Origin of the sequence: Azospirillum sp. TSO35-2, from assembly GCF_003116095.1 — a bacterium.
In the GTDB taxonomy this organism is placed as follows: domain Bacteria; phylum Pseudomonadota; class Alphaproteobacteria; order Azospirillales; family Azospirillaceae; genus Azospirillum.
Genome location: NZ_LGRA01000021.1, coordinates 2760820 through 2782671 on the forward strand (window position 1 = coordinate 2760820; position 21852 = coordinate 2782671).

The following is a 21852-nucleotide window of genomic DNA, read 5'->3' on the forward strand; positions in this document are numbered from 1 at the left end:
GCGACGATTTGGAGCCGCTTACTTCTTCAGCGCCGCGACGCCCGGCAGTTCCTTGCCTTCCAGCCATTCCAGGAAGGCGCCGCCGGCGGCGGACACGTAGGTGAACTTGTCCTCGACCCCGGCGTGGGCCATCGCGGCGACGGTGTCGCCGCCGCCGGCGACCGACAGCAGGCCGCCGGCCTCGGTGCGGGCGGCGACCAGGCCGGCGACGGCGTTGGTGCCGGCGTCGAAGGGCTGGATCTCGAAGGCGCCGAGCGGGCCGTTCCACACCACGGTCTTGGCGCCCTGCAGCTTCACGCCGAGGAACTCGACGGTCGCCGGGCCGACGTCCAGCGCCATCTCGTCCGAACCGATGGCGTCGAAGGCGACGACGCGGTTGGCGGCGCCGGCCTTGAACTCCTTGGCGACGACGAAGTCCTTCGGCAGCAGGATCTCGCAGTTCGATTCCTTGGCGGTCGCCATGATGGCGCGGGCTTGGTCGGCCATGTCCTTCTCGCACAGCGAGGCGCCGACGTCGGTGCCCTGGGCGAACAGGAAGGTGTTGGCCATGCCGCCGCCCAGCACCAGCAGGTCCACCTTGCGGACCATGTTGCCCAGCAGTTCCAGCTTGGTGGAGATCTTGGCGCCGCCGACGACGGCGGCGACCGGGCGCTCCGGCTTCTCCAGCGCCAGCGTCAGCGCCTTCAGCTCGGCCTCCATCAGGCGGCCGGCGGCGTTCGGCAGCAGGCGGGCGACGCCCTCGGTCGAGGCGTGGGCGCGGTGCGCGGCGGAGAAGGCGTCGTTGACGTAGAGGTCACCCAGCGCCGCCATCTGCTTGGCGAAGGCCTGGTCGTTCTTCTCTTCCTCGGCGTGGAAGCGGGTGTTCTCCAGCAGGACGATGGCACCCGCGTGGACCTTGTCGATGGCCTCCTTGGCCTTGGGACCGACGCAATCCTCACCGAAGGCGACCTTCTGGCCGACGGCGGCGCTGAGCGCGTCCAGCACGTTGCGCAGCGAGTTCTTGGCGTCCGGGCCGTTCTTCGGCCGGCCGAAATGCGACAGGACCACGACCTTGGCGCCCTTGGCGGACAGCTCCTTCAGGGTGGGAGCGAGGCGGTCGATGCGGGTGGTGTCGGACACCTTGCCGTCCTGCATCGGAACGTTCAGGTCGGCGCGGACCAGCACCGTCTTGCCGTTCACATCAAGGTCGTCAATCGTGTTGAACTCGGTCATCGTCGCGCATCCCATTCATCAATGGCCCACCGTTGGCGAGCCGTGGCGGTTTTGCCGAACCCAAGCACAGCCCCGCATGCTTTGCAACGCCTCAGGGGTGGGGAGAAAAGGGGCATTTTGCCCCGCCAGCCCCCAAATCGGCCGCAAGCCGCCCCCCTTCCGCCGCAAACCGGAGCTTGGCCGGAGGGCGGATGCGACCCGCTGCCGCAGCGCGGCCGGCGATCGCTGTCATTTTTCCGTAACTTGACCCTATCCGTGGCCTGTGCAAACACCCAATTGTAGGCCCATCGGGCCGCGGAACGGGGGTTGAAGGCGCAGGCGATGGCTGAGGCGGACATCAACCGCGAGACGGAACTGAAGCTGGCCGCGCGGCCGGAAGATTTGGAAACGCTGCGCGCCGCTCCCGCCATCGCCGACCGGGCCCTGGGGCCGGCGGCGACGCGCACGCTGGAAAGCACCTATTTCGACACCGACGACCGGCGGCTGGCTGGACGGAAGGTGACGTTGCGGGTGCGCAAGACCGGCGACGGCTTCGTCCAGACCGTGAAGTCGGCGCCGGAGGCCGACGGGCTGGGGCGCGGCGAATGGGAATGCACGGTGCCCTCGGCGGCGCCCGACCTGACGCTGATCACCGACGGTGAGGCGCTGGACCTGCTCGGTCCGCTCAGCGAATCGGAGCTGCAGCCGGTCTTCACCTCGGTCGTCGAACGGACCGCGCTGGACGTGACGGTCGGCGACGGCGAGGACGCCGCCCGCGTCGAGGTCGCCTTCGACCGCGGCGAGATCGTCCTGCCCAACGGCACCGCGACGCCGCTGTGCGAGGTGGAGCTGGAGCTGAAGGACGGCCCGCCCGCCGCGCTCTACGATCTGGCCCATGAGCTGATCAAGGTCGCGCCGCTGCGGCTGGAGGTGCGGACCAAGGCGGAACGCGGCCACGCGCTGGCCGTCGGCGCCACCGACAAGGCGCTGAAGGCGGAAAAGCTGCTGCTCGACGCCGACACCACGGTGGAGGGGGCGGTCGCCCGCATCGTCCGCGCCTGCCTCGCCCACATGGTCGCGAACGAGGCGGTGACGCTGGCCGGCGACGATCCGGAGGGCGTGCACCAGATGCGGGTGGCGTTGCGCCGCCTGCGCTCGGCCACCGCGCTGTTCCGGCCCTTCATCCCGAGCGGGCAGTATCTCTGGCTGGTCGGCGAGATCAAATGGCTGGCCGGCAGCCTGGGGCCGGCGCGCGACTGGGACGTCTTCGGCGCCGAGCTGCTGGCGCCGGTGCGCGACGCCTTCCACCGCGCCGACGGCCATGGCCGCTCCGCGGTGGAGGATCTCGACGCGCTGGCCGCCGCCGCCGAATCGCGGCGCCTGCGGGCCTATGAGGGCGTGCGCGAGGCCATCCGCTCCGACCGCTACACCGCCTTCCTGCTGGGGGTGGGCAGCTGGGTGGAGAAGCGCGGCTGGCGCGACCAGCCGGTCAACGAGGATTCGGTGCGGCTGTTCCAGCCGGTGATCGGGCTGGCCGACCATCTGCTGAACAAGCGCCACAAGAAGGCCAAGCGGGCCGGCCACGGCTTCGCCCATCTGCCGGTGGCGCAGCGCCACCAGCTGCGCATCGCCTTGAAGAAACTGCGCTACGCCGTGGAGTTCTTCCGCAGCCTGTACGACGACAAGCCGGTGCGCCGCTACATCCAGCAGCTCGCCGCCTTCCAGGACGCGCTGGGCCACCTGAACGACGTGGCGACGGCGACGCGGCTGCTGCACGAGCTGCACGACGACGGCAGCCGCTCCGCCCCCGGCGAACCGCGGGCCGCCGGCATCGTCATCGGCTGGCACGCGCGCGGCGTCGCCGACACCGAGGCGGCGCTGGTCGCCCTGTGGCATGATTTCCTGGATGCCAAGCATTTCTGGTCGAAGCCGGACGGTACGGTGTAGATTCCGGCCCATGCTCACGATCCTGGTCGCCAACATCAAGGGCGGTTGCGGCAAGACGACCGTCGCCACCCACCTCGCCGCCGCGTCCGCCGCCGCGGGCCTACCCACCGCCCTGGCCGACCTGGACCGCCAGCGCTCGTCGCTGGGCTGGCTCGACCGCCGGCCGGAGAAGGCGCCGGTGCTGGTCGGGCTCGATTGGGCCAAGGAGCTGTCCGACGCGCCGCGCGGCACCAGGCGGCTGGTGATCGACGCCCCGGCGGCGCTGAAGACCAAGCAGATCGAGGAGCTGGTGAAGATGGCCGACGTCGTCGTGCTGCCGGTGCTGCCCGGCGCCTTCGACGAGCAGGCGACCCAGCGCTTCCTCGGCAAGCTGGAGGAGCTGAAGACGATTGCCAAGCGCAAGACCGCGGTGGCGGTGGTCGGCAACCGCATGCGCGCCCGCACCAAGGCGGCCGACCGGCTCGACCGCTTCCTGGGCGGCATCGGCCACCAGGTGGTGACCCGCCTGCGCGACAGCCAGATTTACGCCGACGCGGCGGAAAGCGGCCTCAGCCTGTTCGACATGCCGGGCAAGCGTGCCGCCGAACACCGCGGCGACTGGCAGCCGCTGCTGACCTACATCGACGGGGTGTGAGGGCGCAGCGTTCGAGGCCGCGGCGTCAGTAGCGATAGCGGCAGGAGGCGATTTCCAGCGCCTGCGCGTCGCCGCTGCCGACGACCCGGTAGACCAGCCGATGTTCGCCGCTGATCCGGCGGGACCACCATCCCGACAGCTGTTCCTTCAGCGGCTCGGGCTTGCCGATGCCGGAGAAGGGATGCCGGTCGGCGTCGCGGATCAACTCGTTGACCTTGCGGAGCATGGCCTTGTCGTTCTGCTGCCAGAACAGGTAGTCGTCCCAGGCCGCGTCACTCCACACCTTCTTCATCGACGAGTCCCCGTTCGACGCCCTTGCCGGCATCCAGTTGGGCGACGCCGGCCATCACCGGCTCCGCGTTCCGGGGGCTGCGCAGGAGATGCAGCGTCTCCATGATCCCCTCATACTCCTCTTCCGAGATCATGACGACGGATCGGCCCTTCTGACGGGTGACGACCAGGGGCGCGTGGCTGTCACAGACCTCGTCCATGAAGCTGGCGAGGTTGTTGCGGAGATCGGTGTAGCTGACGTGCCCCATCGGGAGTGCCCTTCGTCGTTGCGGACCGGGTCGGCGTCGGACGTTTCTGTACAGAAATATGGACAGAGCCTGGGGCCTCGTCAAGCCTCCCTCACCCCTTCACCCGCGCCATGATGAACAGCGACTTGGTCGGGATCAGGGTGTTGCCGCTGGGGTGCTCGGGGTAGGCGGCTTCCAGCCGGCGGCGGTAGGCGGCGAGGAAGCGGTCGAGCTGCGCGCCGTCCAGCCGGTCCATGATCGGGGACATCGCCGCCAGATGCAGCCATTGCAACAGCGGCACGCCGCCGCCCAACACATGGAAATACTCGGTCTCCCACAGCTCGACCGACACCGCCAGCGGGCTGAGCCAGTCGTAGTAGTCCTGCGCCGGGTGCTGCGGCATCGGGCGCCAGACCCCCTCAAGCCGATGGGTCCAGGGGCCGTCGGCGGCAGTTTCCAGCAGCAGCCGGTGGGCGGTCTGTTCCTGCGGGCGGGGCAGGGCGACCGCCAGGACGCCGTTAGGGGCAAGGGATTGCAGCAGCTCCGGGAACAGCCGCTCATGCTCGTCGACACGGTGCAGGCCACCGGCCGAGATCAGCAGGTCGACCGGCCAGTGCGGCCGCCAGTCCGCCAGATCGGCGTTGAGATAGCGCACGCGCGACGGCGTGCCGTTGGCCCAGCGCAGCATCGCCGCGGAGCTGTCGATCCCCAGGACATCGGCCTGCGGCCAATGGGCCGCCAGCAACCGGGCGAGCGGTCCGGCGCCGCAGCCGAGATCGACGATCGAATGGGGGGCCAGGGAGGGGGGAAGGGCCGTCGTCAGGTCGATGACGGGACGGCGGCGCAGGACGTCGAACGTCGCGAAGGCGTTGGGGTCCCATGTCATGGGGCATGTCATGCGGTACCCGCTTTCTTCACCCCCGTCTGCCGATCTTTCTTCGGGAATTGGGGGCGTGACACGCCGGAGAAATCGTCACCCGGCAACCGGGCCGCGCGCGTGGTGGCGCGCGGCCCCGATCGTCAGTGGGCGGTGTCCAGACGGTCGTAGTGACGGCCGATGGTCCAGAAGATGTAGGCCACGCAGCCAATGAAGACGAGCAGTCCGCCGACCGCGAAGGCGTCATCCGCCGCGCGCGAGGAGGCGAGCAGTCCGACGAACGCCATGATGCCGGCGATGATGGGGTTGATCCAAGAAGAGAGCGCTTTCACGTCCCGAAGTCCTTTCCCAGGGCGAGGGTCCAAGAGGGGCGAAGCGCCCGGCCCGGGTCCCCTCGGTTCAGGTCCTTGGGGGACGACACGAACGCTTCTGCATTGAAGGAATTGTGCGGGACGGCGCCCGCGGAATCAATGCGACACAAAAGACCTGTGCAATGCAACAGGCGCATCGCCGGGGCGTATGATTTTTTCCGGCAGGTCGAGCGCGAAGACGGTTCCGCTGCCGGCGCTGCCGACCAGCCGCAGCTCGCCGCCATGGGCGCGCAGCACCTCGCGCGCGATGGCGAGGCCCAGCCCGACGCCGCCGGCCCGCGCCGACCCGGCGAAGGGCTGGAACAGGTTCTCCCGCGCCCGCGGCGCCAGGCCGGGGCCGTTGTCGGCGATGGTCAGGGTCAGCGGTCCGCCGGCGCTCGCGGTTCCGTCGCCGTCGACGTCGGCGGCGATCCGCACGCGGTCGGCGCCGGCCTGCACCGCGTTGCGGCCGAGGTTGACCAGCGCGCGGCCGAACTGGGCGGCGTCCACCAGGGCGATGGTGCCGGCGGCGATGTCGTTGACCCAGGCGGCTTCGACCCGGCTGCCGTCGGGCCGCACGGTGGCGAGCACCTCGGCCCCCGCCTCGTCGGCCAGGGCGCGCAGGTCGGTCGGGGCGGGGGACAGCGGCAGCGCGCCGTCGCGGGTGAAGGACAGGGTCTGGCCGCACAGCTCCACCGCGCGGTCCAGCGCGGCGAGCAGCCGCGGCGTCACCCGCCGCACCTCCGGATCGGCGCTCTCGCTCAGCCGCTCGGACAGCAGCGAGGCGGTGGACAGGATGCCGCGCAGGTCGTGGTTGATCTTGGCCACCGCGGTGCCCAGCGTCGCCAGCCGTTCGCGCTGGCGCAGGGCGGCGCGCACCGTGCCCTGCATCGCCGCCAGCTCGCGCTCCGCCACGCCGATCTCGTCGCGGCGGAAGGCGTCGGGACGGCCTCCGGCTTCGGCCGGCTGGACGCCGTCGGGATCGCGGCGGAAGGCGACGACACCGGCGGTCAGCCGCCGCATCGGCCGCACCAGCAGGGCGTGCAGCGTGACGTAGACCAGCCCGGCGGCGATCAGCGAGATGGCGACCGACACCGCCAGGATCCGCTGCGAGAATTCCAGCATCGCGTCGATCATCGGCCGCTCGTCCATCGTCACCTCGACGCGCTGGGCGGCGTCCTTGGGCGAGCGGTCGATCACCCGGATCACCCGGTCGCGCGGCTCGGTCAGGGCGCGCGCCGCGTCGACGATCTGCATCCAGACGCCGGTGTTGCGCAGGTCGTAGACGGCGTCGGCCTCCGGCGGCATCGGCCGCGACAGCATGTAGACCCGGGCGCCGGGCTGGATCACGTCGATGACATGGGCGCCGGTGTAGGCCAGCAGCTTGGCCTGCAGCTCCTTCGTCACCATGAAGTCGGGGGCTGCCTCCACCGACAGGGCGGCGATGTGGGCGGCGGCCAGCCGCTCCTCCAGGTAGCTCATGCGGAAGCGGGCGATGGAGGGCGTGTAGATCAGCACCTCCGCCAGCAGCACGAACAGGATGGTGAGCACCAGCAGCTTGGCCGACAGGCTGTTCGCGACGGTGGGAATGGGCATGGGTGGCCGGGACCTGCGTCGTCAGTGTTGCCGGACGGCCATCCTACGACGGAGACAAACATGCGTCACCCGCGCAAGCCCCCCGATCCACTGGCGTTGCCTCGTCCGGGTTGGTAAGAGACAGGCCATGAGCGACCTTGCCCGTCACATCGACACCCTGTCCCGCGCCAACGTGCTGTGCCTTGGCGACGTGATGCTCGACCGTTTCGTCTATGGTTCGGTGGACCGGGTGTCGCCCGAGGCGCCAATCCCCGTCCTGCGCATCGAGCGCGAGTTGCCGAAGCTGGGCGGCGCCGGCAACGTCGCGGCCAATCTGGTGGCGCTGGACGCCGCCTGCCGCTTCGTCTCGGTGGTCGGCAAGGACACGGTCGGCGGCGATCTGCTGGCGCTGTTGCGGCGCGAGGGGGTCGACGGCGCCGCCATCGTGGTGGAGGACGGGCGCCAGACCACGGTCAAGACCCGCTTCATCGCCGGCCAGCAGCAGTTGCTGCGCACCGACATCGAGACGGTCGTGCCGATCACCGTAGCCGGCCATGTGCTGGAGCGCGTGCGCGCCGCCCTGCCCGAGGTCGGCGGCGTCATCCTGTCCGACTACGGCAAGGGCGTCCTGACCGACGAGCTGGTGGTGGCGGTGATCGCCGCGGCGCGGGATTCCGGCCGCACCGTGGTGGTCGATCCCAAGGGCCGCGACTACCGCCGCTATCGTGGCGCCGACATCGTCACGCCCAACCGCAAGGAGCTGATGGAGGCCACCGGCCTGCCGGCCCGCACCGACGCGGAGGTGGTCGCCGCGGCGCGTCACCTGATCGCGACCTGCGGTGTCGGCGCCGTCGTCGCCACCCGCAGCGAACAGGGCATGTCGGTGGTCACCGCCGCGGACGCGGTCCATCTGCCGGCGGAAGCGCGCGAGGTGTTCGACGTGTCGGGCGCCGGCGACACCGTGGTGGCGACGCTGGCGGCGGCGCTGTCGGTGGGGATCGATCTGGTCGACGCCGCCCGGCTGGCCAATCTGGCAGCCGGCATCGTGGTCGGCAAGGTCGGCACCGCGGTGGTGCGGTCGGACGAGATGCTGGCGGCGCTGCACGAGCAGGAATGGCGCCACGGCGAGGAGAAGGTGGCGACCCGCGACGCCGCGGCCGAACGGACGGAGCGCTGGCGGCTGCGCGGCAAGCGGGTCGGCTTCACCAACGGCTGCTTCGACCTGCTGCATCCCGGCCACATCGCCCTGCTGAAACAGGCGCGGGCGGCCTGCGACGTGCTGGTGGTCGGGCTGAACAGCGACGCCTCGGTGAAGCGCCTGAAGGGCGACAGCCGCCCGGTGCAGAACGAGACGGCGCGCGCCACGGTGCTGGCGTCGCTGGGCTGCGTCGATCTGGTGGTGATCTTCGGCGAGGACACGCCGGAGGAGCTGATCCACGCCCTGCGCCCCGACGTGCTGGTCAAGGGGGCGGACTACACCATCGCGACGGTGGTGGGGGCGGAGTTCGTCCAGAGCTATGGCGGCAAGGTGGTGCTGGCCGATCTGGTCCAGGGCCAGAGCACGACCAACACCATCAGGCGGATGACGGCGGGCGGCTGACGGCAGGCGGATAAAGGGGCAGGGGGCAACGCGCCCCCGCACCCGTTCTCCGGACCTTACATCTTCTTCTGGACGTTGTCGGCGCCGCGTTCGATCGCGCGGCCGCCGGCCTGCACGTCCTGGCCGGCGCCTTCGAAGGTGTTGCAGGCGGCCAGCGTGGTGCCGAGCAGCGAACCCAGGATGGCGAGCAGGGCGAACTTCTTGATGGTCGTCATGGTGGTCTCCGGTAGCGGTGGCGATGCAATCGCTCCCTAGAACGCAAGCGGGGCCGCAAAGGTTTCCCGACTCCTTCGGGCAGGGGGCTTGCGCAAAAGGGGTGCCCTTCGTTCCGGTCGCTCCCACCGGCCAGATCCGCCGATCTGGATTCTCGCCGATCTGGGTTTTCGATGCCGGCCTTCCCACACAGAGACGAAGTGTCTCGTTGCCAGCCGGCGTGAGCGCGGGCATAAATCGGCCCGCGGCACTCCCCGCTTGCCCTCCCCGCTGGATGGGACGGCTTTTGGCAACGAGCAAGAATGGCGAAAGGAAAGCCTCTCATGGCTGAAAGCACATTTGACGTCGTCGTGGTCGGCGGTGGTCCCGGCGGGTATGTCTGCGCGATCCGCGCGGCGCAGCTCGGCTTCAAGGTCGCCTGCGTGGAAAAGCGCGGCACCCTGGGCGGCACCTGCCTGAACGTGGGCTGCATCCCGTCCAAGGCTCTGCTGGCGGCGTCGGAGAAGTTCGAGGAGGCGGCGCACGGCCTCGCCAAGTTCGGCATCAAGGTCGGCGGCGTGGAACTCGACCTGCCGGGCATGCTGTCCCACAAGGACAAGGTCGTTAAGGACAACGTCGGCGGCATCGAGTTCCTGTTCAAGAAGAACAAGGTCACCTGGCTGAAGGGCGCCGGCACGATCACCGCCGGCAACACGGTCGAGGTCGAGGGCGTCGGCACGGTCACCGCCAGCAAGGCGATCGTCATCGCCACCGGTTCGGAAGTGACCCCGCTGCCGGGCATCGCCATCGACGAGAAGCGCGTCGTGTCGTCCACCGGCGCCCTGGCGCTGTCGGAGGTGCCGAAGCATCTGGTCGTCATCGGCGGCGGCGTGATCGGGCTGGAACTGGGCTCGGTCTGGGGCCGTCTCGGCGCCAAGGTGACGGTGGTCGAGTATCTCGACCGCGTGCTGCCGACGATGGACGGCGAGCTGTCGAAGCAGGCCCAGCGCCTCTTCGCCAAGCAGGGCATGGACTTCAAGCTGAGCACCAAGGTGACCGGCGCGTCGGTGACCGCAACCGGCGTGACCCTGACGGTCGAGCCCGCCGCCGGCGGCGCGGCCCAGACCATCGACGCCGACACCGTGCTGGTCGCCATCGGCCGCCGCCCCTACACCGAGGGCCTGGGCCTTGAGGCGGTGGGCGTGGAGATGGAGCGCGGCCGCGTCAAGATCGACGGCCATTTCCAGACCAACGTCCCCGGCATCTACGCCATCGGCGACGTGGTCGAAGGCCCGATGCTGGCCCACAAGGCCGAGGAAGAGGGCGTCGCGCTGGCCGAGCAGCTCGCCGGCCAGAAGAGCCACGTCAACCACAACCTCGTCCCCGGCGTCGTCTACACCTGGCCGGAAGTGGCCGCGGTGGGCAAGACGGAAGAGCAGCTGAAGGCCGCGGGCGTCGCCTACAAGACCGGCAAGTTCCCGTTCACCGCCAACGGCCGCGCGCGCGCCGGCGGCAACACCGACGGCTTCGTCAAGATCCTGTCGGACGCCACCACCGACCAGGTGCTGGGCGTCCACATGATCGGCCCGAACGTGTCGGAGATGATCGGCGAGCTGGTGCTGGGCATGGAGTTCAGCGCGTCGGCCGAAGACATCGCCCGCACCTGCCACGCCCACCCGACCCTGTCGGAAGCGGTCAAGGAAGCGGCGCTGGCGGTGGACGGGCGTCCGCTGCACATCTGATCCTCACCGGCCTGAAACAGAACCAAAAAGGCTCCCCCGCCGACCGGCGGGGGAGCCTTTCTGTTTGGAAAGGCGGTGACGGTCAGGCCGCGCGGATGGTGGACAGGAAGCCGTTCACCACGTTGCGCAGGCGGCCGGCGTCGGTGGCGAGCTGGCCGGAGACCGACAGGACGTTCTCGGCCGAGTGACCGGCCTCGACCGCGGCGCTGCGGACGTCGGCGATGGTGTTGGTCACCTCCAGCGTGCCGGTCGCGGCCTGCTGGACGTTGCGGGCGATTTCCGCGGTCGCGGCGCCCTGCTCCTCGACGGCGGCGGCGATGGCGGTCGAGATCTCGTCGATCTGGGCGATGATGCCGCCGATCTGCTTGATCGCGGTGGCCGTCTCGTCGGTGACGCGCTGCATGCCGGTGACGTGGCCGGCGATGTCCTCGGTCGCGCGGGCGGTCTGGTTGGCGAGGCTCTTGACCTCCTGCGCCACCACGGCGAAGCCCTTGCCGGCCTCGCCGGCGCGGGCGGCCTCGATGGTCGCGTTCAGCGCCAGCAGGTTGGTCTGGCTGGCGATGTCCTGGATGAGCTGGACCACCGTGCCGATCTTCACCGCCGCCTCGGTCAGGCTGAGCACCTGGCCGTTCGCGTCCTGGGCGGCCGACACCGCGTTGCGGGCGATCTGGGCGGAGCGGTTGACGCGCTCGCCGATCTCCTGGATCGAGGCGGACAGCTCCTCGGTGGCGGCGGCGACGGTCTGCACGTTGCTGTTGGCGTCCTGCGAGGCGTTGGCCACCACGCCGGCCTGCTGGCTGGTCTGCGTCGCCGTGGCGGTCATCGCCTGGGCCGTGCCGTTCATCGTCTTGGCGGCGCCGTCGACGCCCTCGACGACGTTCATCACCTGCGCCTCCAGATCGTCGGCGAGTTGCAGCATCGACCGGCGGCGTTCGGCGTCGGCCTTCGCCTGGTCCTCGGCGCGCTGGTCGATCATGCGCTTGAGGTCGGCCAGCATCTTGCGAAGCGCGTCGGCGAGCGCGCCGACCTCGTCGACCTGCCGGACGTCCAGCGTCTGGTCGAAGCGGCCGGCGGCGATGCCCTCCGCGAAGCCGACGCTGGCGCGGATCGGGCGGGCGATGCCGCCGGCGACCACCCACATCGCGGCGACCGCGCCGAAGGCGACCAGGACGCCGACCCCGACCAGCCAGAGAATGCTGGAGTTCGCCCGCGAACCCAGCGCGGCGTCGAGGGCGATGCCGTCGGCCAGAACGATGTCCTTCGGCACCTGGACCAGCACCGCCCACGGCTTTTCGGTGTTGCCCATGGTGATCGGGGCGAAGCTGCGCAGCATGTTGGTGGCGGCCTCGACATCGACATGGGGCTTGCCGGACTGGACGGTCGCCAGATCCTGCTGCCACGAGCTGTCGAAGGTCGAGATCGACTGGCCGATCAGGTCGGGGCGCGCGCTGTGGGCGACGATCAGGCCCATGTTGCTGACGATGACGACCTGGCTGCGGCCGTTGAACACCGCGGCGCTGACCTTGGTCGACAGTTGCTGCACGAAGTCGAGGTTGAAGTCGGCACCGGCGACGCCGTGGAACTTGCCGCCGATGACGACGGGGACCGACAGGGTCGCCAGGAAGACCTGCTTGCCCTGCACGACGTAGGGCAGGGGATCGAGCACGCTCTCCCGGCCGTTCTCCTGCGGACCGATGTACCAGCCGCCCTTCATCACTCCGTTGGGATGACGCTCGCGGCTGTCATACTCGACCAGCGGCTGCATGGCGATGCGGCCGTTCTGGTCGCGGTTCCAGTAGGGGATGAAGCGGCCGGTGGCGTCGGTGCCGGTCTCGCGGCGGTTGCGGAACTCCGCGTCGCGCTTGTCCAGCCCGTTGGGCTCCCACGCCGAATAGGTGCCGTTGAACAGCGGGTTGCGCTTCAGGACCGACAGCAGGATGCCGTTGAAGGCCTCGCGCCGCCGCTCCACCGGGGTGTTGCCGGCCGCCTCGTCGTCGGCGAGGCTGGCGAAGCTGCTGGCCATCGTCCGGGCGGCGTTCAGCGCGGTGTCGAACTCCGACCGCAGCAGGCCGGCCTGGGTGGCCGCAAGGTTCTGCAGGGATTCGGTGGTCTTGCTTTCCAGGATCTGCGCGACGTTTTCCGTCACGAAGTCATTGTTGGATCGTGTGGACACGACCGCAAACCCGACAAGCACCGCAACCGTACCCGCCAGGCAGAGACCCGACAGGACGGAAATCTTTGTTTGGATGGATTTTATCTGCATGAGCGGATCCCCCGACGCGAGCGCACGTTCGGCGGTCACTGTCGGAGAACCAGGTTAAGGACGAAGTAAGGAGTTCATCAGGGTTTCCCGCAGCCCTATTGTTCTTTGGTACTAATCGCCACGGCGATGATCGAAGACTTAAATGTTTGAGGTGGTGAATATAGCGTGTGTGTCAACTTGGTCTTTGTGGCAATGATCGGCAAGCGGAAAGCTCGCGATCTTCTTCGGCTGGGGAAAGGCTCCTGAAAAGACTTGGGCCGAGGAGCGAGTCATCGTCAAGACCAGGTCATCCCGGCGGAAGAGTTGCCGGCCAGTCAGCTCTTTCGCGCCCGCGGGTGTGCCGAGCGGTAGACATTCATCAACTGCTCGTTCTCCACATCGGTGTAGCGCTGGGTCGTCGACAGCGAGGCGTGGCCGAGCAGGTCCTGGATGGCGCGCAGGTCGCCGCCATCCGCCAAAAGATGGGTTGCGAAACTGTGACGCAGGGCGTGCGGCGTGGCGCTGTCGGGCATGCCCATCAGGGCGCGCAGCTTCTGCATCTGGTGCTGGGCGATGCTGGCGTTCAGCCGGCCGCCGCGGGTGCCGACGAACAGCGGGCCGTCGGCGGCCAGGGCGAAGGGGCAACTGTCGATGTAGGCGCGCACCGCGTCGGTCACCGCCGGCAGGACGGGGATCACCCGCTCCTTGCGGCCCTTGCCGGTGACGCGCAGGCTCTCGCCCAGCGGCGCGTCCTTGCGCGCCAGCCCCAGCGCCTCGGAGATGCGCAGGCCGCAGCCGTAGAGCAGGGTGAACAGGGCGCGGTCGCGCTTGCCGATCCAGGGTTCCTCGCGGTCGCGCTCGGCCTCCTCCAGCAGGCGGTCGGCGTCGATCTCGGTCAGCGGGCGCGGGGCGGGGCGCTTGACCTTCGGCGTCGCCAGGGTGGCGGCGGCGGGGTTGTGCAGGCGGCCGCTGCGGTCCATCCAGCGGAACAGGTTGCGCACCGCCGCCAGCTTGCGCGCCCGGCTGGCCCCGATCAGCCCGTCCATCGCCAGCCGCGACATCCAGGCGCGGAAGTCCGCCGCCTTCAGGTCGCCCAGGTCGTTCAGCGAGGGCGGCGACCCGCCGCGGAACTCGGTGAGGAAGCGCAGGAACTCGCCCACGTCGGCGGTGTAGGCCGACAGGGTGTGTTTCGACGCCGCCTTCTCGCTCTCCATCCAGCGCCGCCAGTGGGCCAGCGCATCCTGGACGTCGGGCTTGGCGGAGAAGCCAAGGACCGGTTCGGCCGCACCCGGTTCCGTCACGCCCGGATTGGTCAAGCGGGCAGCTCCAGCCAGCCGCGGATCACCCGTTCGACGACGCGGGCGAGGAAGCCGACCAGCTCGGTGCCCTGGCCGCTGTGGAAGGTGTCGGGCTCGCGGCTGCCGAAGGCGAGCAGCCCCTCCGGCGTTTCGCTCGACACCTGGATGCGGATCAGCGCCTCGGAGCGGACGAGGCCGGCGCCGGGGCCGTAGATCTCCGGGTCGCCCTCGATGTCGGTGTTCAGCACCACGTCGGCGCGGCCCATCCGGTCGGCGATGGCGCCGGGTTCCACCACCCGCACGCCGGAGCGGTGGACGTGGGGCGTGTCGCTGCCGTTCGATTCGATGACCAGACAGGCGACGTCGAGGTCGAGCAGCACGGCCAGATCGGTGGTGATGGTCTGGATCAACTGTTCGAAGCTCTGGGCGTCGAGCAGGAAGAGAACCGCGGCGTGGATGCGGTTCTGGCTGTTCAGGTTGGCGCGGCTGGTGCCGATCAGCTCACGCTGCTGGTCCTTGAGCGTGCGGACCTCGCTGCGCAGCCGTTCCACCATGAAAGCCTGGAGGTCCACCACCCCGCGCCCGCGGTCGAGCGACGGCGGGGTCAGGTGGTGGACCAGATCGGCGTTCTGGGCCAGGAAGTCCGGGTGGTTCCGCAGGTAGGCGCGCACATCCTCCGAAGAGAGCGTCGGCGTCGGGCGGTGGGTCGGTCCCGGTTCGCGGCCCATGATCGCTGTGGCCTGCCGTTACAGGATCGACTGACCGGTCTTCTTCCAGTCCTCGACGAACTGGGTGAGACCCTTGTCGGTCAGCGGGTGGTTGAACAGCTGCTTCAGCACCGACGCCGGCGCGGTCACGACATGGGCGCCCAGGCGGGCGGCCTTGACGATGTGCATCGGGTTGCGGATCGAGGCGACCAGCACCTCGGTCTTGAAGGCGTCGTAATTCTTATAGATCTCACAGATGTCGGTGATGATGCCCATGCCGTCCTGGCCGATGTCGTCCAGCCGGCCGACGAAGGGCGACACGAAGCTGGCGCCGGCCTTGGCCGCCAGGATCGCCTGGGCGGGGGAGAAGCACAGCGTGACGTTGACCATCGTCCCTTCCGACGACAGGATCTTGCAGACCTTGAGCCCGGCCGGGGTCAGCGGCACTTTCACCGCGACACGGTGGGAGATCTTGGCGATCTTGTGGGCTTCGGCGAGCATGGTGTCGAAGTCGGTGGACGCCACCTCGGCGCTGACCGGGCCGTTGACGACCTCGCAGATCTCGGCCACGAGGTCGAGGAACTTGCGGCCGGACTTGGCGATCAGGGTCGGGTTGGTGGTAACACCGTCCAACAGACCGCTGTCGGCCAGATCGCGGATCTCGGTGATGTCGGCGGTGTCGACGAAGAACTTCATGACGAAGGGTCCATGCTTTGCTGATGAAGACCGGGGCCGGCCGTACCGGACGTTCGACCGATGCGCCGCCCCGCCCGGCGTCCGGGACTTGAGGCCACTCTAGCCGATGCGCGAGACTTCCGCCAGTTCCGCCCCGGGTTCGCAAGGGGATCTTCTTGGGCTCGAGGCCGATTCGGAGCACTCCGAACGTCGGCCCGCGGCCAAGGCCACCGCCAAGCCTGGGTCGGGGGACGCCGCCCCGCCGCCGCCGGTGCGGCGCGTCGCCGTGCTGCTGCCGCTGCCGCTGCGCGAGGCCTACGACTACCGCGTGCCCGACGGGCTGGACCTCGTGCCCGGCGATTACGTCGAGGTGCCGCTGGGGCCGCGCCGCGTCATCGGCGTGGTCTGGGGGCCGGCGGCCGGGACGGTCGAGTCCGGGCGGCTGAAGGCGGTGGTGCGCAAGTTCGACGCCCCGCCGATGACCGAGGTCGGCCGCCGCTTCGTCGAATGGGTCGCCGCCTACACCATGACGCTGCCGGGCTTCGTCCTGCGCATGGCGGTCAGCGTGCCGGCGGCGCTGGAGCCGCCCAAGCCGATGCTGGCCTACGCCCGCCGGCCGGACGCCGGGCCGCCGCCGGGCTTCAAGATGACCGACGCGCGCCGGCGCGTGCTGGCCCTGCTGGACGACACGCTGGCCGGCGGCCCGCCGCGCACCCCGGCGGAGCTGGCGGAGGAGGCCGGCTGCGGCGTCACCGTGGTGCGCGGGCTGGCCGAGGCCGGCCTGCTGGAGCCGGTGATGCTGAACCCGGCGACCGGGCTGGGACGGCCGGACTGGCAGCGGCCCGGCCCCACCCTGTCGGCCGACCAGCGGGCGGCGGCCGACGATCTGCGCGGGCGGGTCACGGCGGGGCGCTATTCCACCGTGCTGCTCGACGGCGTCACCGGGTCGGGCAAGACCGAGGTCTATTACGAGGCGATCTCCGCCGCGCTGGAACAGGGCCGCCAAGCGCTGGTGCTGCTGCCGGAGATCGCGCTGTCGGCGCAGTGGCTCGATCGCTTCGCCCGCCGCTTCGGCGCGCCGCCGGCCGAATGGCATTCGGAGCTGACCGGGGCGCAGCGCCGCGACACCTGGCGCGCGGTGGCGAAGGGCGAGGTGCCGGTGGTGGTCGGCGCGCGCTCCGCCCTGTTCCTGCCCTACCCCGACCTGGGCGTCATCATCGTCGACGAGGAGCATGACTCCGCCTACAAGCAGGAGGAGGGGGCGATCTACCACGCCCGCGACATGGCGGTGGCGCGGGCGCATCTGGGCGGCCTGCCGATCGTGCTGGTGTCGGCCACCCCGTCGCTGGAAACCAAGGTCAACGCCGACAGCCACCGCTACGCCCGCATCGCGCTGCCGGCCCGCCACGGCGGCGCCGTGCTGCCGGAGGTCGAGCTGGTCGACCTGCGGCGCGACCGCCCGCCCGCCCGCCACTGGCTGGCGCCCAGCCTGCGCAAGGCGCTGACCGACACGCTGGCCGGCGGCGAGCAGGCGATGCTGTTCCTGAACCGCCGGGGCTACGCGCCGCTGACGCTCTGCCGGGCCTGCGGCCACCGCATGCAGTGCCCGAACTGCACGGCGTGGCTGGTCGAGCACCGGCTCGCCCGCAAGCTGCAATGCCACCATTGCGGCCTGCAGCAGCCGCTGCCGCACGCCTGCCCGGAGTGCGGCGAGGAGGGCACCATGGCCGCCTGCGGTCCCGGCGTGGAGCGCATCGCCGAGGAGGTGGCGGAGCTGTTCCCCGACGCCCGCGCCGCCATCATGGCGTCCGACACCCTGTTCGGCCCGCGCGCCATCCAGGAGATGGTCCGCAGCATCGGCGACCACGAGCTGGACATCATCATCGGCACCCAGGTGATGGCGAAGGGCCACCATTTCCCGATGCTGACCCTGGTCGGGGTGGTCGACGCCGACCTCGGCCTGAACGGCGGCGACCTGCGCGCGGCGGAGCGGACCTACCAGCTGCTGCACCAGGTGGCCGGCCGCGCCGGGCGCGGCGAGCGGCCGGGGCGGGTGATGCTGCAGACCTTCATGCCGGAACACCCGGTGATGCAGGCGCTGGCCGCCGGCGACCGCGACGGCTTCTACCAGCTCGAGGCCGAGATGCGGCTGGAGGCCGGCATGCCGCCCTTCGGCCGGCTGGCCGCGCTGATCGTGTCGGGCGAGGACCCGACGCTGGTCGAACGGGTGGCGATGGCGCTGGGCCGCGCCGCGCCGCGCAGCGAGACGGTCCATGTCCTGGGCCCGGCCCCGGCGCCGCTGGCGCTGCTGCGCGGCCGCCACCGCCGCCGCCTGCTGCTGAAGGCGCCGCGCAGCACCCCGGTGCAGCCGCTGATCGCGGAATGGCTGGACCGGGTGGAGATCCCGCCGGCAATCCGGGTGCAGATCGACGTCGACCCCTACAGCTTCCTGTAGGGCGGAGTGGGGTGGCGCGGCGGTGGCGCGGGGCAGCGACGGTGTCGGCCGTCGCCCCCTGCGGCGAATTGCCCCGGTCCCCCATTTGGCCGGGTTCGGAATGGCACCTGTGACGTTTGGTCCATTGCGCGGCTCAAGGCATGGTATTACCACGATCGGGATGGTTCCGAATCCAAACATCCCCATGCCCCACACTCATCTTGCCACCGTCAGGTCCAGGCTCATGTGCAGCGTGATGTCGAAGCTCCGCCTCCACGTTCAGCGTCACACGCTGCTGACCGTGCTGCCGGTCCTGCTGCTGCTGCTGGTGATCGCCTTCGCCGCCGGCGCCCCGGCCCGCAGCCGCGGCACCGACGCCGAGGCCCTGACGATGATCGACCGCGCCCAGCACGAACTGGAGCGGATCGGCGCGGACGCGGCGCCGGAAGTCTTTGCCACCCATGATAGCGCTTTCATCGACCGCGACCTCTACCCGATGCTGCTGGATGACCAAGGGGTGATGGTCGCCCATGGCTGGACCGCGACGCTGAACGGCTCCAACCTGCACGAGCTGCGCGACGTCGACGGCAAGCCCTTCATCCGCGAGGCGCTGGACGGTGTGCAGCGCAAGGGCAGCGCCGACGTCACCTATCAATGGATCGACCCGCTGACCGGTCAGGTCGCGCGCAAGACCATCCACGCCCGCCGCCTGGTGCTGAACGGCAAGCCCTACATGCTGGCGGTCGGCGTCTACCGCTGACGGTCGCGGGCCGCCGAGGAGCATCGGGCCGAGGGGCGTTGGCCGAAGAGCTTTGGCCGACGAGCGTTGGTGGGGTGCGGCGGGATGCCGCACGCCACTTTTTCGCAGGGTGGAATTTTCCAAGGAGACCAGGGACGACCTGCCATCAGCGGCCCATCAGCACCCGGACGGGGCCCGGCGCCGCGGTCGCCAGATCGACAGGCACTCGGCGGCGCTGTCGCCGGCGCCGATGCCGTACCAGCCCGACCGGTCGTGGAACGACAGGGTGTAGCGCCCCTTGCCGTCGCGTTCGAAGCGGAACACCGGGCGGTCGACCTCGGGCAGCAGCACCAGCAGACGGTCGTGGTCACGGCCCGACTCGCGCAGCACACCGATCCAATGGCCGTCGCGCAGCTTGGGTTCGGCGACCTCGGCGAAGGCGGTCAGGTCCTCCGGCGTGAAGCGGGCGCGGCAGAACGGAACGATGTTCGACGCACCATCCTTTGCAGGGTCGTCGCCACGCGGGGCGGTCGGAAGGGTGTCGGTCGTCGGCAGGATGGTCATGGGGCGGCCCTTGGTCTCGTTGACCGGAACGGTGGGACGAACCGAAGAAGCGGCTCTCGAAGGCAGGCCGCGCGGACGGCGAAGTGACGGAAGACTCTGGACGAGTGCACCCGGTGCCGCGCGGCGTGGTCCGACCCTGGATGAGATTGGTTAACCGTGAATTAAGCCGGAGTCGGGGCCACCACGAAGTCACAGCCGGTATGACCAGTCGAGCCGGTCCAGAGTGCTTGGCGAACGCAGTTGCGACCGATGATTCCGCAGTTGCTCAAAACGCCGCAGTCAAATTGTCCGGTCCCCGTTGCGTGGGGGCGATTCCTGTGATATTGGACCGCTCGCTTTCGCGGCCGGGGTGTTTGTGCCTCGGGTTGACACCCTATAAGGCCGCCGAATTCACCGTCTACCGAACTCAATTCGAGGGATCAGGTGGCATCCGAAGGAACAGGCGTATCCGAACTCGCCGCGCGTTACTCCATCGCGCTGTTCGAGCTTGCGGACGAAAACCAGGCGTTGGACACGGTCGCGAGCGATCTGTCCACGCTGAAGCAGATCCTGGCCGAGAGCGCTGACCTGCGTCGCCTCGTCCGCAGCCCCGTCATCAGCCGCGCCGATCAGGGCAAGGCCATGGCCGCTGTCCTGGACAGCGCCGGCGTGTCCGATCTGACCAAGCGCTTCATCGGGCTCGTGGCGGCCAACCGCCGGCTGTTCTCGATCGACGGCATGATCGACGGGTTCCTGGCCGAACTGGCCCGGCGCCGCGGCGAGGTCACGGCGCAGGTCACGACGGCCCAGCCGCTGAACGACACGCAGCGCAACGCCGTCATCGACGCGCTGAAGGCGTCCATCGGTTCCAAGGTGCTGGTGAACACCTCCGTCGATCCGGAGCTGATCGGCGGCATGATCGTTAAGTTCGGCTCGCGCATGGTCGATACCTCGGTGCGCACGAAGCTGAACAAATTGCAACTCGCCATGAAGGCCTCAGGGGGATCAGTCTGATGGATATCCGCGCCGCAGAAATCTCTGCGATCCTCAAGCAGCAGATCGCGAATTTCGGGACCGAGGCGGATGTCGCCGAAGTCGGTCAGGTCCTGTCGGTGGGTGACGGCGTCGCCCGCGTGCACGGCCTGGACAACGTGCGCGCCGGCGAAATGGTCGAGTTCCCGGGTGGCCTGCAGGGCATGGCGCTGAACCTCGAGACCGACAACGTCGGCATCGTGATCTTCGGCGACGACCGCGGCATCAAGGAAGGCGACACCGTCAAGCGCACCGGCACCATCGTGGACGTTCCGGTGGGCCGCGGCCTGCTGGGCCGCGTGGTCGACGGCCTCGGCAACCCGATCGACGGCAAGGGTCCGCTGATCAACGTCGAGCGCAAGCGCGTCGAGGTGAAGGCCCCCGGCATCATCCCGCGCAAGTCGGTGCACGAGCCGATGCAGACCGGCCTGAAGGCCGTCGACAGCCTGGTTCCGATCGGGCGCGGCCAGCGCGAGCTGATCATCGGTGATCGCCAGACCGGCAAGACCGCCGTCGTCATCGACACCTTCCTGAACCAGAAGCCGATCAACCAGGGCGACGACGAGAGCAAGAAGCTCTACTGCATCTACGTCGCCGTCGGCCAGAAGCGCTCCACGGTCGCCCAGATCGTCAAGACCCTGGAAGACGCCGGCGCCATGGAATACTCCATCGTCGTCGCCGCCACCGCGTCGGAGCCGGCTCCGCTGCAGTTCCTGGCGCCGTACACCGGCTGCACGATGGGCGAGTATTTCCGCGACAACGGCATGCACGCCCTGATCGTGTACGACGATCTGTCCAAGCAGGCCGTCGCCTACCGCCAGATGTCGCTGCTGCTCCGCCGTCCGCCGGGCCGTGAAGCCTACCCGGGCGACGTGTTCTACCTCCACAGCCGCCTGCTGGAGCGCGCCGCCAAGATGGGCGACGCCCATGGCAACGGCTCGCTGACCGCCCTGCCGGTCATCGAGACGCAGGCCGGCGACGTGTCGGCCTACATCCCGACCAACGTGATTTCGATCACCGACGGCCAGATCTTCCTGGAAACCGGCCTGTTCTACCGCGGCATCCGCCCGGCCATCAACGTCGGCCTGTCGGTGAGCCGCGTCGGCTCCGCCGCCCAGATCAAGGCGATGAAGCAGGTCGCCGGCACCATCAAGATGGAACTCGCGCAGTACCGCGAGATGGCCGCCTTCGCCCAGTTCGCCTCGGACCTCGACGCCTCGACCCAGCGCCTGCTGGCCCGCGGCGCCCGTCTGACCGAGCTGCTGAAGCAGGGCCAGTTCCAGCCGCTGCCGGTCGAGGAGCAGGTCGTGTCGATCTTCTCCGGCGTGAAGGGCTATCTCGACGCCATCCGCGTCGAGGACGTGAACCGCTTCGAGGCGAAGTTCCTGTCGGAGATCCGCGCCAAGGGCGCCGACATCCTGGCGGCGATCCGCACCGACAAGCAGATCACCCCGGCGACCGAAGAGAAGCTGAAGGCGTTCCTCGACGGCTTCGCCAAGGTCTTCGCCTGACCGACCGCGCGGGGGCGGGAAACCGCCCCCCACCGTCGCGGGACG

The 21852-nt window shown here is 69.6% G+C and carries 20 protein-coding genes; 8 read left to right on the forward strand and 12 right to left on the reverse strand.

The window, feature by feature from the left end; translation table 11 throughout:
* Nucleotides 1-18: 18 nt before the first annotated feature.
* On the reverse strand, nt 19-1212 hold the full coding sequence (locus tag TSO352_RS28490) for a phosphoglycerate kinase (protein WP_109110423.1): 1194 nt from the start codon (nt 1210-1212) through the stop codon (nt 19-21).
* A 321-nt stretch (nt 1213-1533) separates the two neighbouring features.
* Here TSO352_RS28490 and TSO352_RS28495 point away from each other — a divergent pair, with 321 nt between their 5' ends.
* Nucleotides 1534-3138, forward strand: a complete 1605-nt coding sequence (locus TSO352_RS28495; protein WP_109110924.1) for a CYTH and CHAD domain-containing protein — start codon at nt 1534-1536, stop codon at nt 3136-3138.
* Between the two features lie 10 nt (nt 3139-3148).
* Nucleotides 3149-3772: a ParA family protein gene (locus tag TSO352_RS28500; protein WP_109110424.1), complete on the forward strand. Its 624-nt coding sequence runs from the start codon at nt 3149-3151 to the stop codon at nt 3770-3772.
* Between the two features lie 25 nt (nt 3773-3797).
* On the opposite strand, the gene TSO352_RS28505 is transcribed toward TSO352_RS28500, so the two are convergent.
* The 5 genes from TSO352_RS28505 to TSO352_RS28525 form a co-directional block, all read right to left on the reverse strand.
* Entirely contained in the window at nt 3798-4064 is a 267-nt protein-coding gene (locus TSO352_RS28505; RefSeq protein ID WP_109110425.1) for a Txe/YoeB family addiction module toxin, read from the reverse strand.
* Complete coding sequence (locus TSO352_RS28510) at nt 4045-4311, reverse strand: type II toxin-antitoxin system prevent-host-death family antitoxin (RefSeq protein ID WP_109110426.1); 267 nt, start codon at nt 4309-4311, stop codon at nt 4045-4047. Before TSO352_RS28510 ends, TSO352_RS28505 begins: the two co-directional genes overlap by 20 nt.
* Nucleotides 4312-4402: 91 nt before the next feature.
* Complete coding sequence (locus TSO352_RS28515; protein WP_109110427.1) at nt 4403-5176, reverse strand: methyltransferase domain-containing protein; 774 nt, start codon at nt 5174-5176, stop codon at nt 4403-4405.
* 134 nt (nt 5177-5310) lie between these two features.
* A complete protein-coding gene (locus tag TSO352_RS28520) occupies nt 5311-5499 on the reverse strand; it encodes a hypothetical protein (protein WP_109110428.1) in 189 nt (62 codons plus the stop codon).
* Between the two features lie 135 nt (nt 5500-5634).
* On the reverse strand, nt 5635-7113 hold the full coding sequence (locus TSO352_RS28525; RefSeq protein WP_109110429.1) for a HAMP domain-containing sensor histidine kinase: 1479 nt from the start codon (nt 7111-7113) through the stop codon (nt 5635-5637).
* Nucleotides 7114-7240: 127 nt separating this feature from the next.
* On the opposite strand from TSO352_RS28525, the gene rfaE1 reads away from it, so the two are divergent.
* Nucleotides 7241-8692: a D-glycero-beta-D-manno-heptose-7-phosphate kinase gene (gene rfaE1, locus TSO352_RS28530; protein ID WP_109110430.1), complete on the forward strand. Its 1452-nt coding sequence runs from the start codon at nt 7241-7243 to the stop codon at nt 8690-8692.
* A 56-nt stretch (nt 8693-8748) separates the two neighbouring features.
* On the opposite strand, the gene TSO352_RS28535 is transcribed toward rfaE1, so the two are convergent.
* Complete coding sequence (locus tag TSO352_RS28535; protein ID WP_109110431.1) at nt 8749-8907, reverse strand: entericidin A/B family lipoprotein; 159 nt, start codon at nt 8905-8907, stop codon at nt 8749-8751.
* Between the two features lie 321 nt (nt 8908-9228).
* On the opposite strand from TSO352_RS28535, the gene lpdA reads away from it, so the two are divergent.
* Nucleotides 9229-10626, forward strand: a complete 1398-nt coding sequence (gene lpdA, locus TSO352_RS28540) for a dihydrolipoyl dehydrogenase (RefSeq protein WP_109110432.1) — start codon at nt 9229-9231, stop codon at nt 10624-10626.
* 82 nt (nt 10627-10708) lie between these two features.
* Here the strand turns inward: lpdA and TSO352_RS28545 are convergent, their stop codons facing one another.
* From TSO352_RS28545 to fsa, 4 genes are all read right to left on the reverse strand, one after another.
* Nucleotides 10709-12889, reverse strand: coding sequence for a methyl-accepting chemotaxis protein (locus tag TSO352_RS28545; RefSeq protein ID WP_109110433.1), 2181 nt, complete (start codon nt 12887-12889; stop codon nt 10709-10711).
* 314 nt (nt 12890-13203) lie between these two features.
* Nucleotides 13204-14184: a tyrosine recombinase XerC gene (locus tag TSO352_RS28550; RefSeq protein ID WP_247872483.1), complete on the reverse strand. Its 981-nt coding sequence runs from the start codon at nt 14182-14184 to the stop codon at nt 13204-13206.
* Nucleotides 14181-14894 (reverse strand): DUF484 family protein, encoded by a 714-nt coding sequence (locus TSO352_RS28555; protein ID WP_109110434.1) that lies wholly within the window; start codon nt 14892-14894, stop codon nt 14181-14183. The genes TSO352_RS28550 and TSO352_RS28555 overlap by 4 nt, the downstream gene beginning before the upstream one ends.
* Nucleotides 14895-14912: 18 nt before the next feature.
* Entirely contained in the window at nt 14913-15569 is a 657-nt protein-coding gene (fsa, locus tag TSO352_RS28560) for a fructose-6-phosphate aldolase (RefSeq protein WP_109110435.1), read from the reverse strand.
* Between the two features lie 106 nt (nt 15570-15675).
* Between fsa and TSO352_RS28565 the strand changes: the two genes are divergently transcribed.
* A complete protein-coding gene (locus TSO352_RS28565) occupies nt 15676-18003 on the forward strand; it encodes a primosomal protein N' (RefSeq protein WP_247872484.1) in 2328 nt (775 codons plus the stop codon).
* A gap of 235 nt (nt 18004-18238) precedes the next feature.
* Nucleotides 18239-18742: a cache domain-containing protein gene (locus tag TSO352_RS28570; protein WP_247872485.1), complete on the forward strand. Its 504-nt coding sequence runs from the start codon at nt 18239-18241 to the stop codon at nt 18740-18742.
* 156 nt (nt 18743-18898) lie between these two features.
* Here TSO352_RS28570 and TSO352_RS28575 read toward each other — a convergent pair whose 3' ends face one another.
* Nucleotides 18899-19285, reverse strand: a complete 387-nt coding sequence (locus TSO352_RS28575; RefSeq protein ID WP_109110438.1) for a hypothetical protein — start codon at nt 19283-19285, stop codon at nt 18899-18901.
* A 423-nt stretch (nt 19286-19708) separates the two neighbouring features.
* Here TSO352_RS28575 and TSO352_RS28580 point away from each other — a divergent pair, with 423 nt between their 5' ends.
* Both TSO352_RS28580 and atpA read left to right on the forward strand, forming a co-directional pair.
* Nucleotides 19709-20278, forward strand: a complete 570-nt coding sequence (locus TSO352_RS28580) for a F0F1 ATP synthase subunit delta (RefSeq protein WP_109110439.1) — start codon at nt 19709-19711, stop codon at nt 20276-20278.
* Nucleotides 20278-21807, forward strand: a complete 1530-nt coding sequence (gene atpA, locus TSO352_RS28585) for a F0F1 ATP synthase subunit alpha (RefSeq protein WP_109110440.1) — start codon at nt 20278-20280, stop codon at nt 21805-21807. Before TSO352_RS28580 ends, atpA begins: the two co-directional genes overlap by 1 nt.
* The last annotated feature ends 45 nt before the right edge of the window (nt 21808-21852 follow it).

What these genes read in the sequence shown, in the direction of transcription:
- TSO352_RS28545 (WP_109110433.1), bottom strand. Translation starts at nt 12,889, where the DNA reads ATGCAGATAAAATCCATCCAAACAAAGATTTCCGTCCTGTCGGGTCTC.
- TSO352_RS28570 (WP_247872485.1), top strand. Translation starts at nt 18,239, where the DNA reads ATGTCGAAGCTCCGCCTCCACGTTCAGCGTCACACGCTGCTGACCGTG.
- TSO352_RS28515 (WP_109110427.1), bottom strand. Translation starts at nt 5,176, where the DNA reads ATGACATGGGACCCCAACGCCTTCGCGACGTTCGACGTCCTGCGCCGC.
- lpdA (WP_109110432.1), top strand. Translation starts at nt 9,229, where the DNA reads ATGGCTGAAAGCACATTTGACGTCGTCGTGGTCGGCGGTGGTCCCGGC.
- fsa (WP_109110435.1), bottom strand. Translation starts at nt 15,569, where the DNA reads ATGAAGTTCTTCGTCGACACCGCCGACATCACCGAGATCCGCGATCTG.
- TSO352_RS28505 (WP_109110425.1), bottom strand. Translation starts at nt 4,064, where the DNA reads ATGAAGAAGGTGTGGAGTGACGCGGCCTGGGACGACTACCTGTTCTGG.
- TSO352_RS28565 (WP_247872484.1), top strand. Translation starts at nt 15,676, where the DNA reads ATGCGCGAGACTTCCGCCAGTTCCGCCCCGGGTTCGCAAGGGGATCTT.
- TSO352_RS28510 (WP_109110426.1), bottom strand. Translation starts at nt 4,311, where the DNA reads ATGGGGCACGTCAGCTACACCGATCTCCGCAACAACCTCGCCAGCTTC.
- TSO352_RS28500 (WP_109110424.1), top strand. Translation starts at nt 3,149, where the DNA reads ATGCTCACGATCCTGGTCGCCAACATCAAGGGCGGTTGCGGCAAGACG.
- TSO352_RS28555 (WP_109110434.1), bottom strand. Translation starts at nt 14,894, where the DNA reads ATGGGCCGCGAACCGGGACCGACCCACCGCCCGACGCCGACGCTCTCT.
- TSO352_RS28525 (WP_109110429.1), bottom strand. Translation starts at nt 7,113, where the DNA reads ATGCCCATTCCCACCGTCGCGAACAGCCTGTCGGCCAAGCTGCTGGTG.
- TSO352_RS28495 (WP_109110924.1), top strand. Translation starts at nt 1,534, where the DNA reads ATGGCTGAGGCGGACATCAACCGCGAGACGGAACTGAAGCTGGCCGCG.
- TSO352_RS28575 (WP_109110438.1), bottom strand. Translation starts at nt 19,285, where the DNA reads ATGACCATCCTGCCGACGACCGACACCCTTCCGACCGCCCCGCGTGGC.
- rfaE1 (WP_109110430.1), top strand. Translation starts at nt 7,241, where the DNA reads ATGAGCGACCTTGCCCGTCACATCGACACCCTGTCCCGCGCCAACGTG.
- atpA (WP_109110440.1), top strand. Translation starts at nt 20,278, where the DNA reads ATGGATATCCGCGCCGCAGAAATCTCTGCGATCCTCAAGCAGCAGATC.
- TSO352_RS28535 (WP_109110431.1), bottom strand. Translation starts at nt 8,907, where the DNA reads ATGACGACCATCAAGAAGTTCGCCCTGCTCGCCATCCTGGGTTCGCTG.
- TSO352_RS28490 (WP_109110423.1), bottom strand. Translation starts at nt 1,212, where the DNA reads ATGACCGAGTTCAACACGATTGACGACCTTGATGTGAACGGCAAGACG.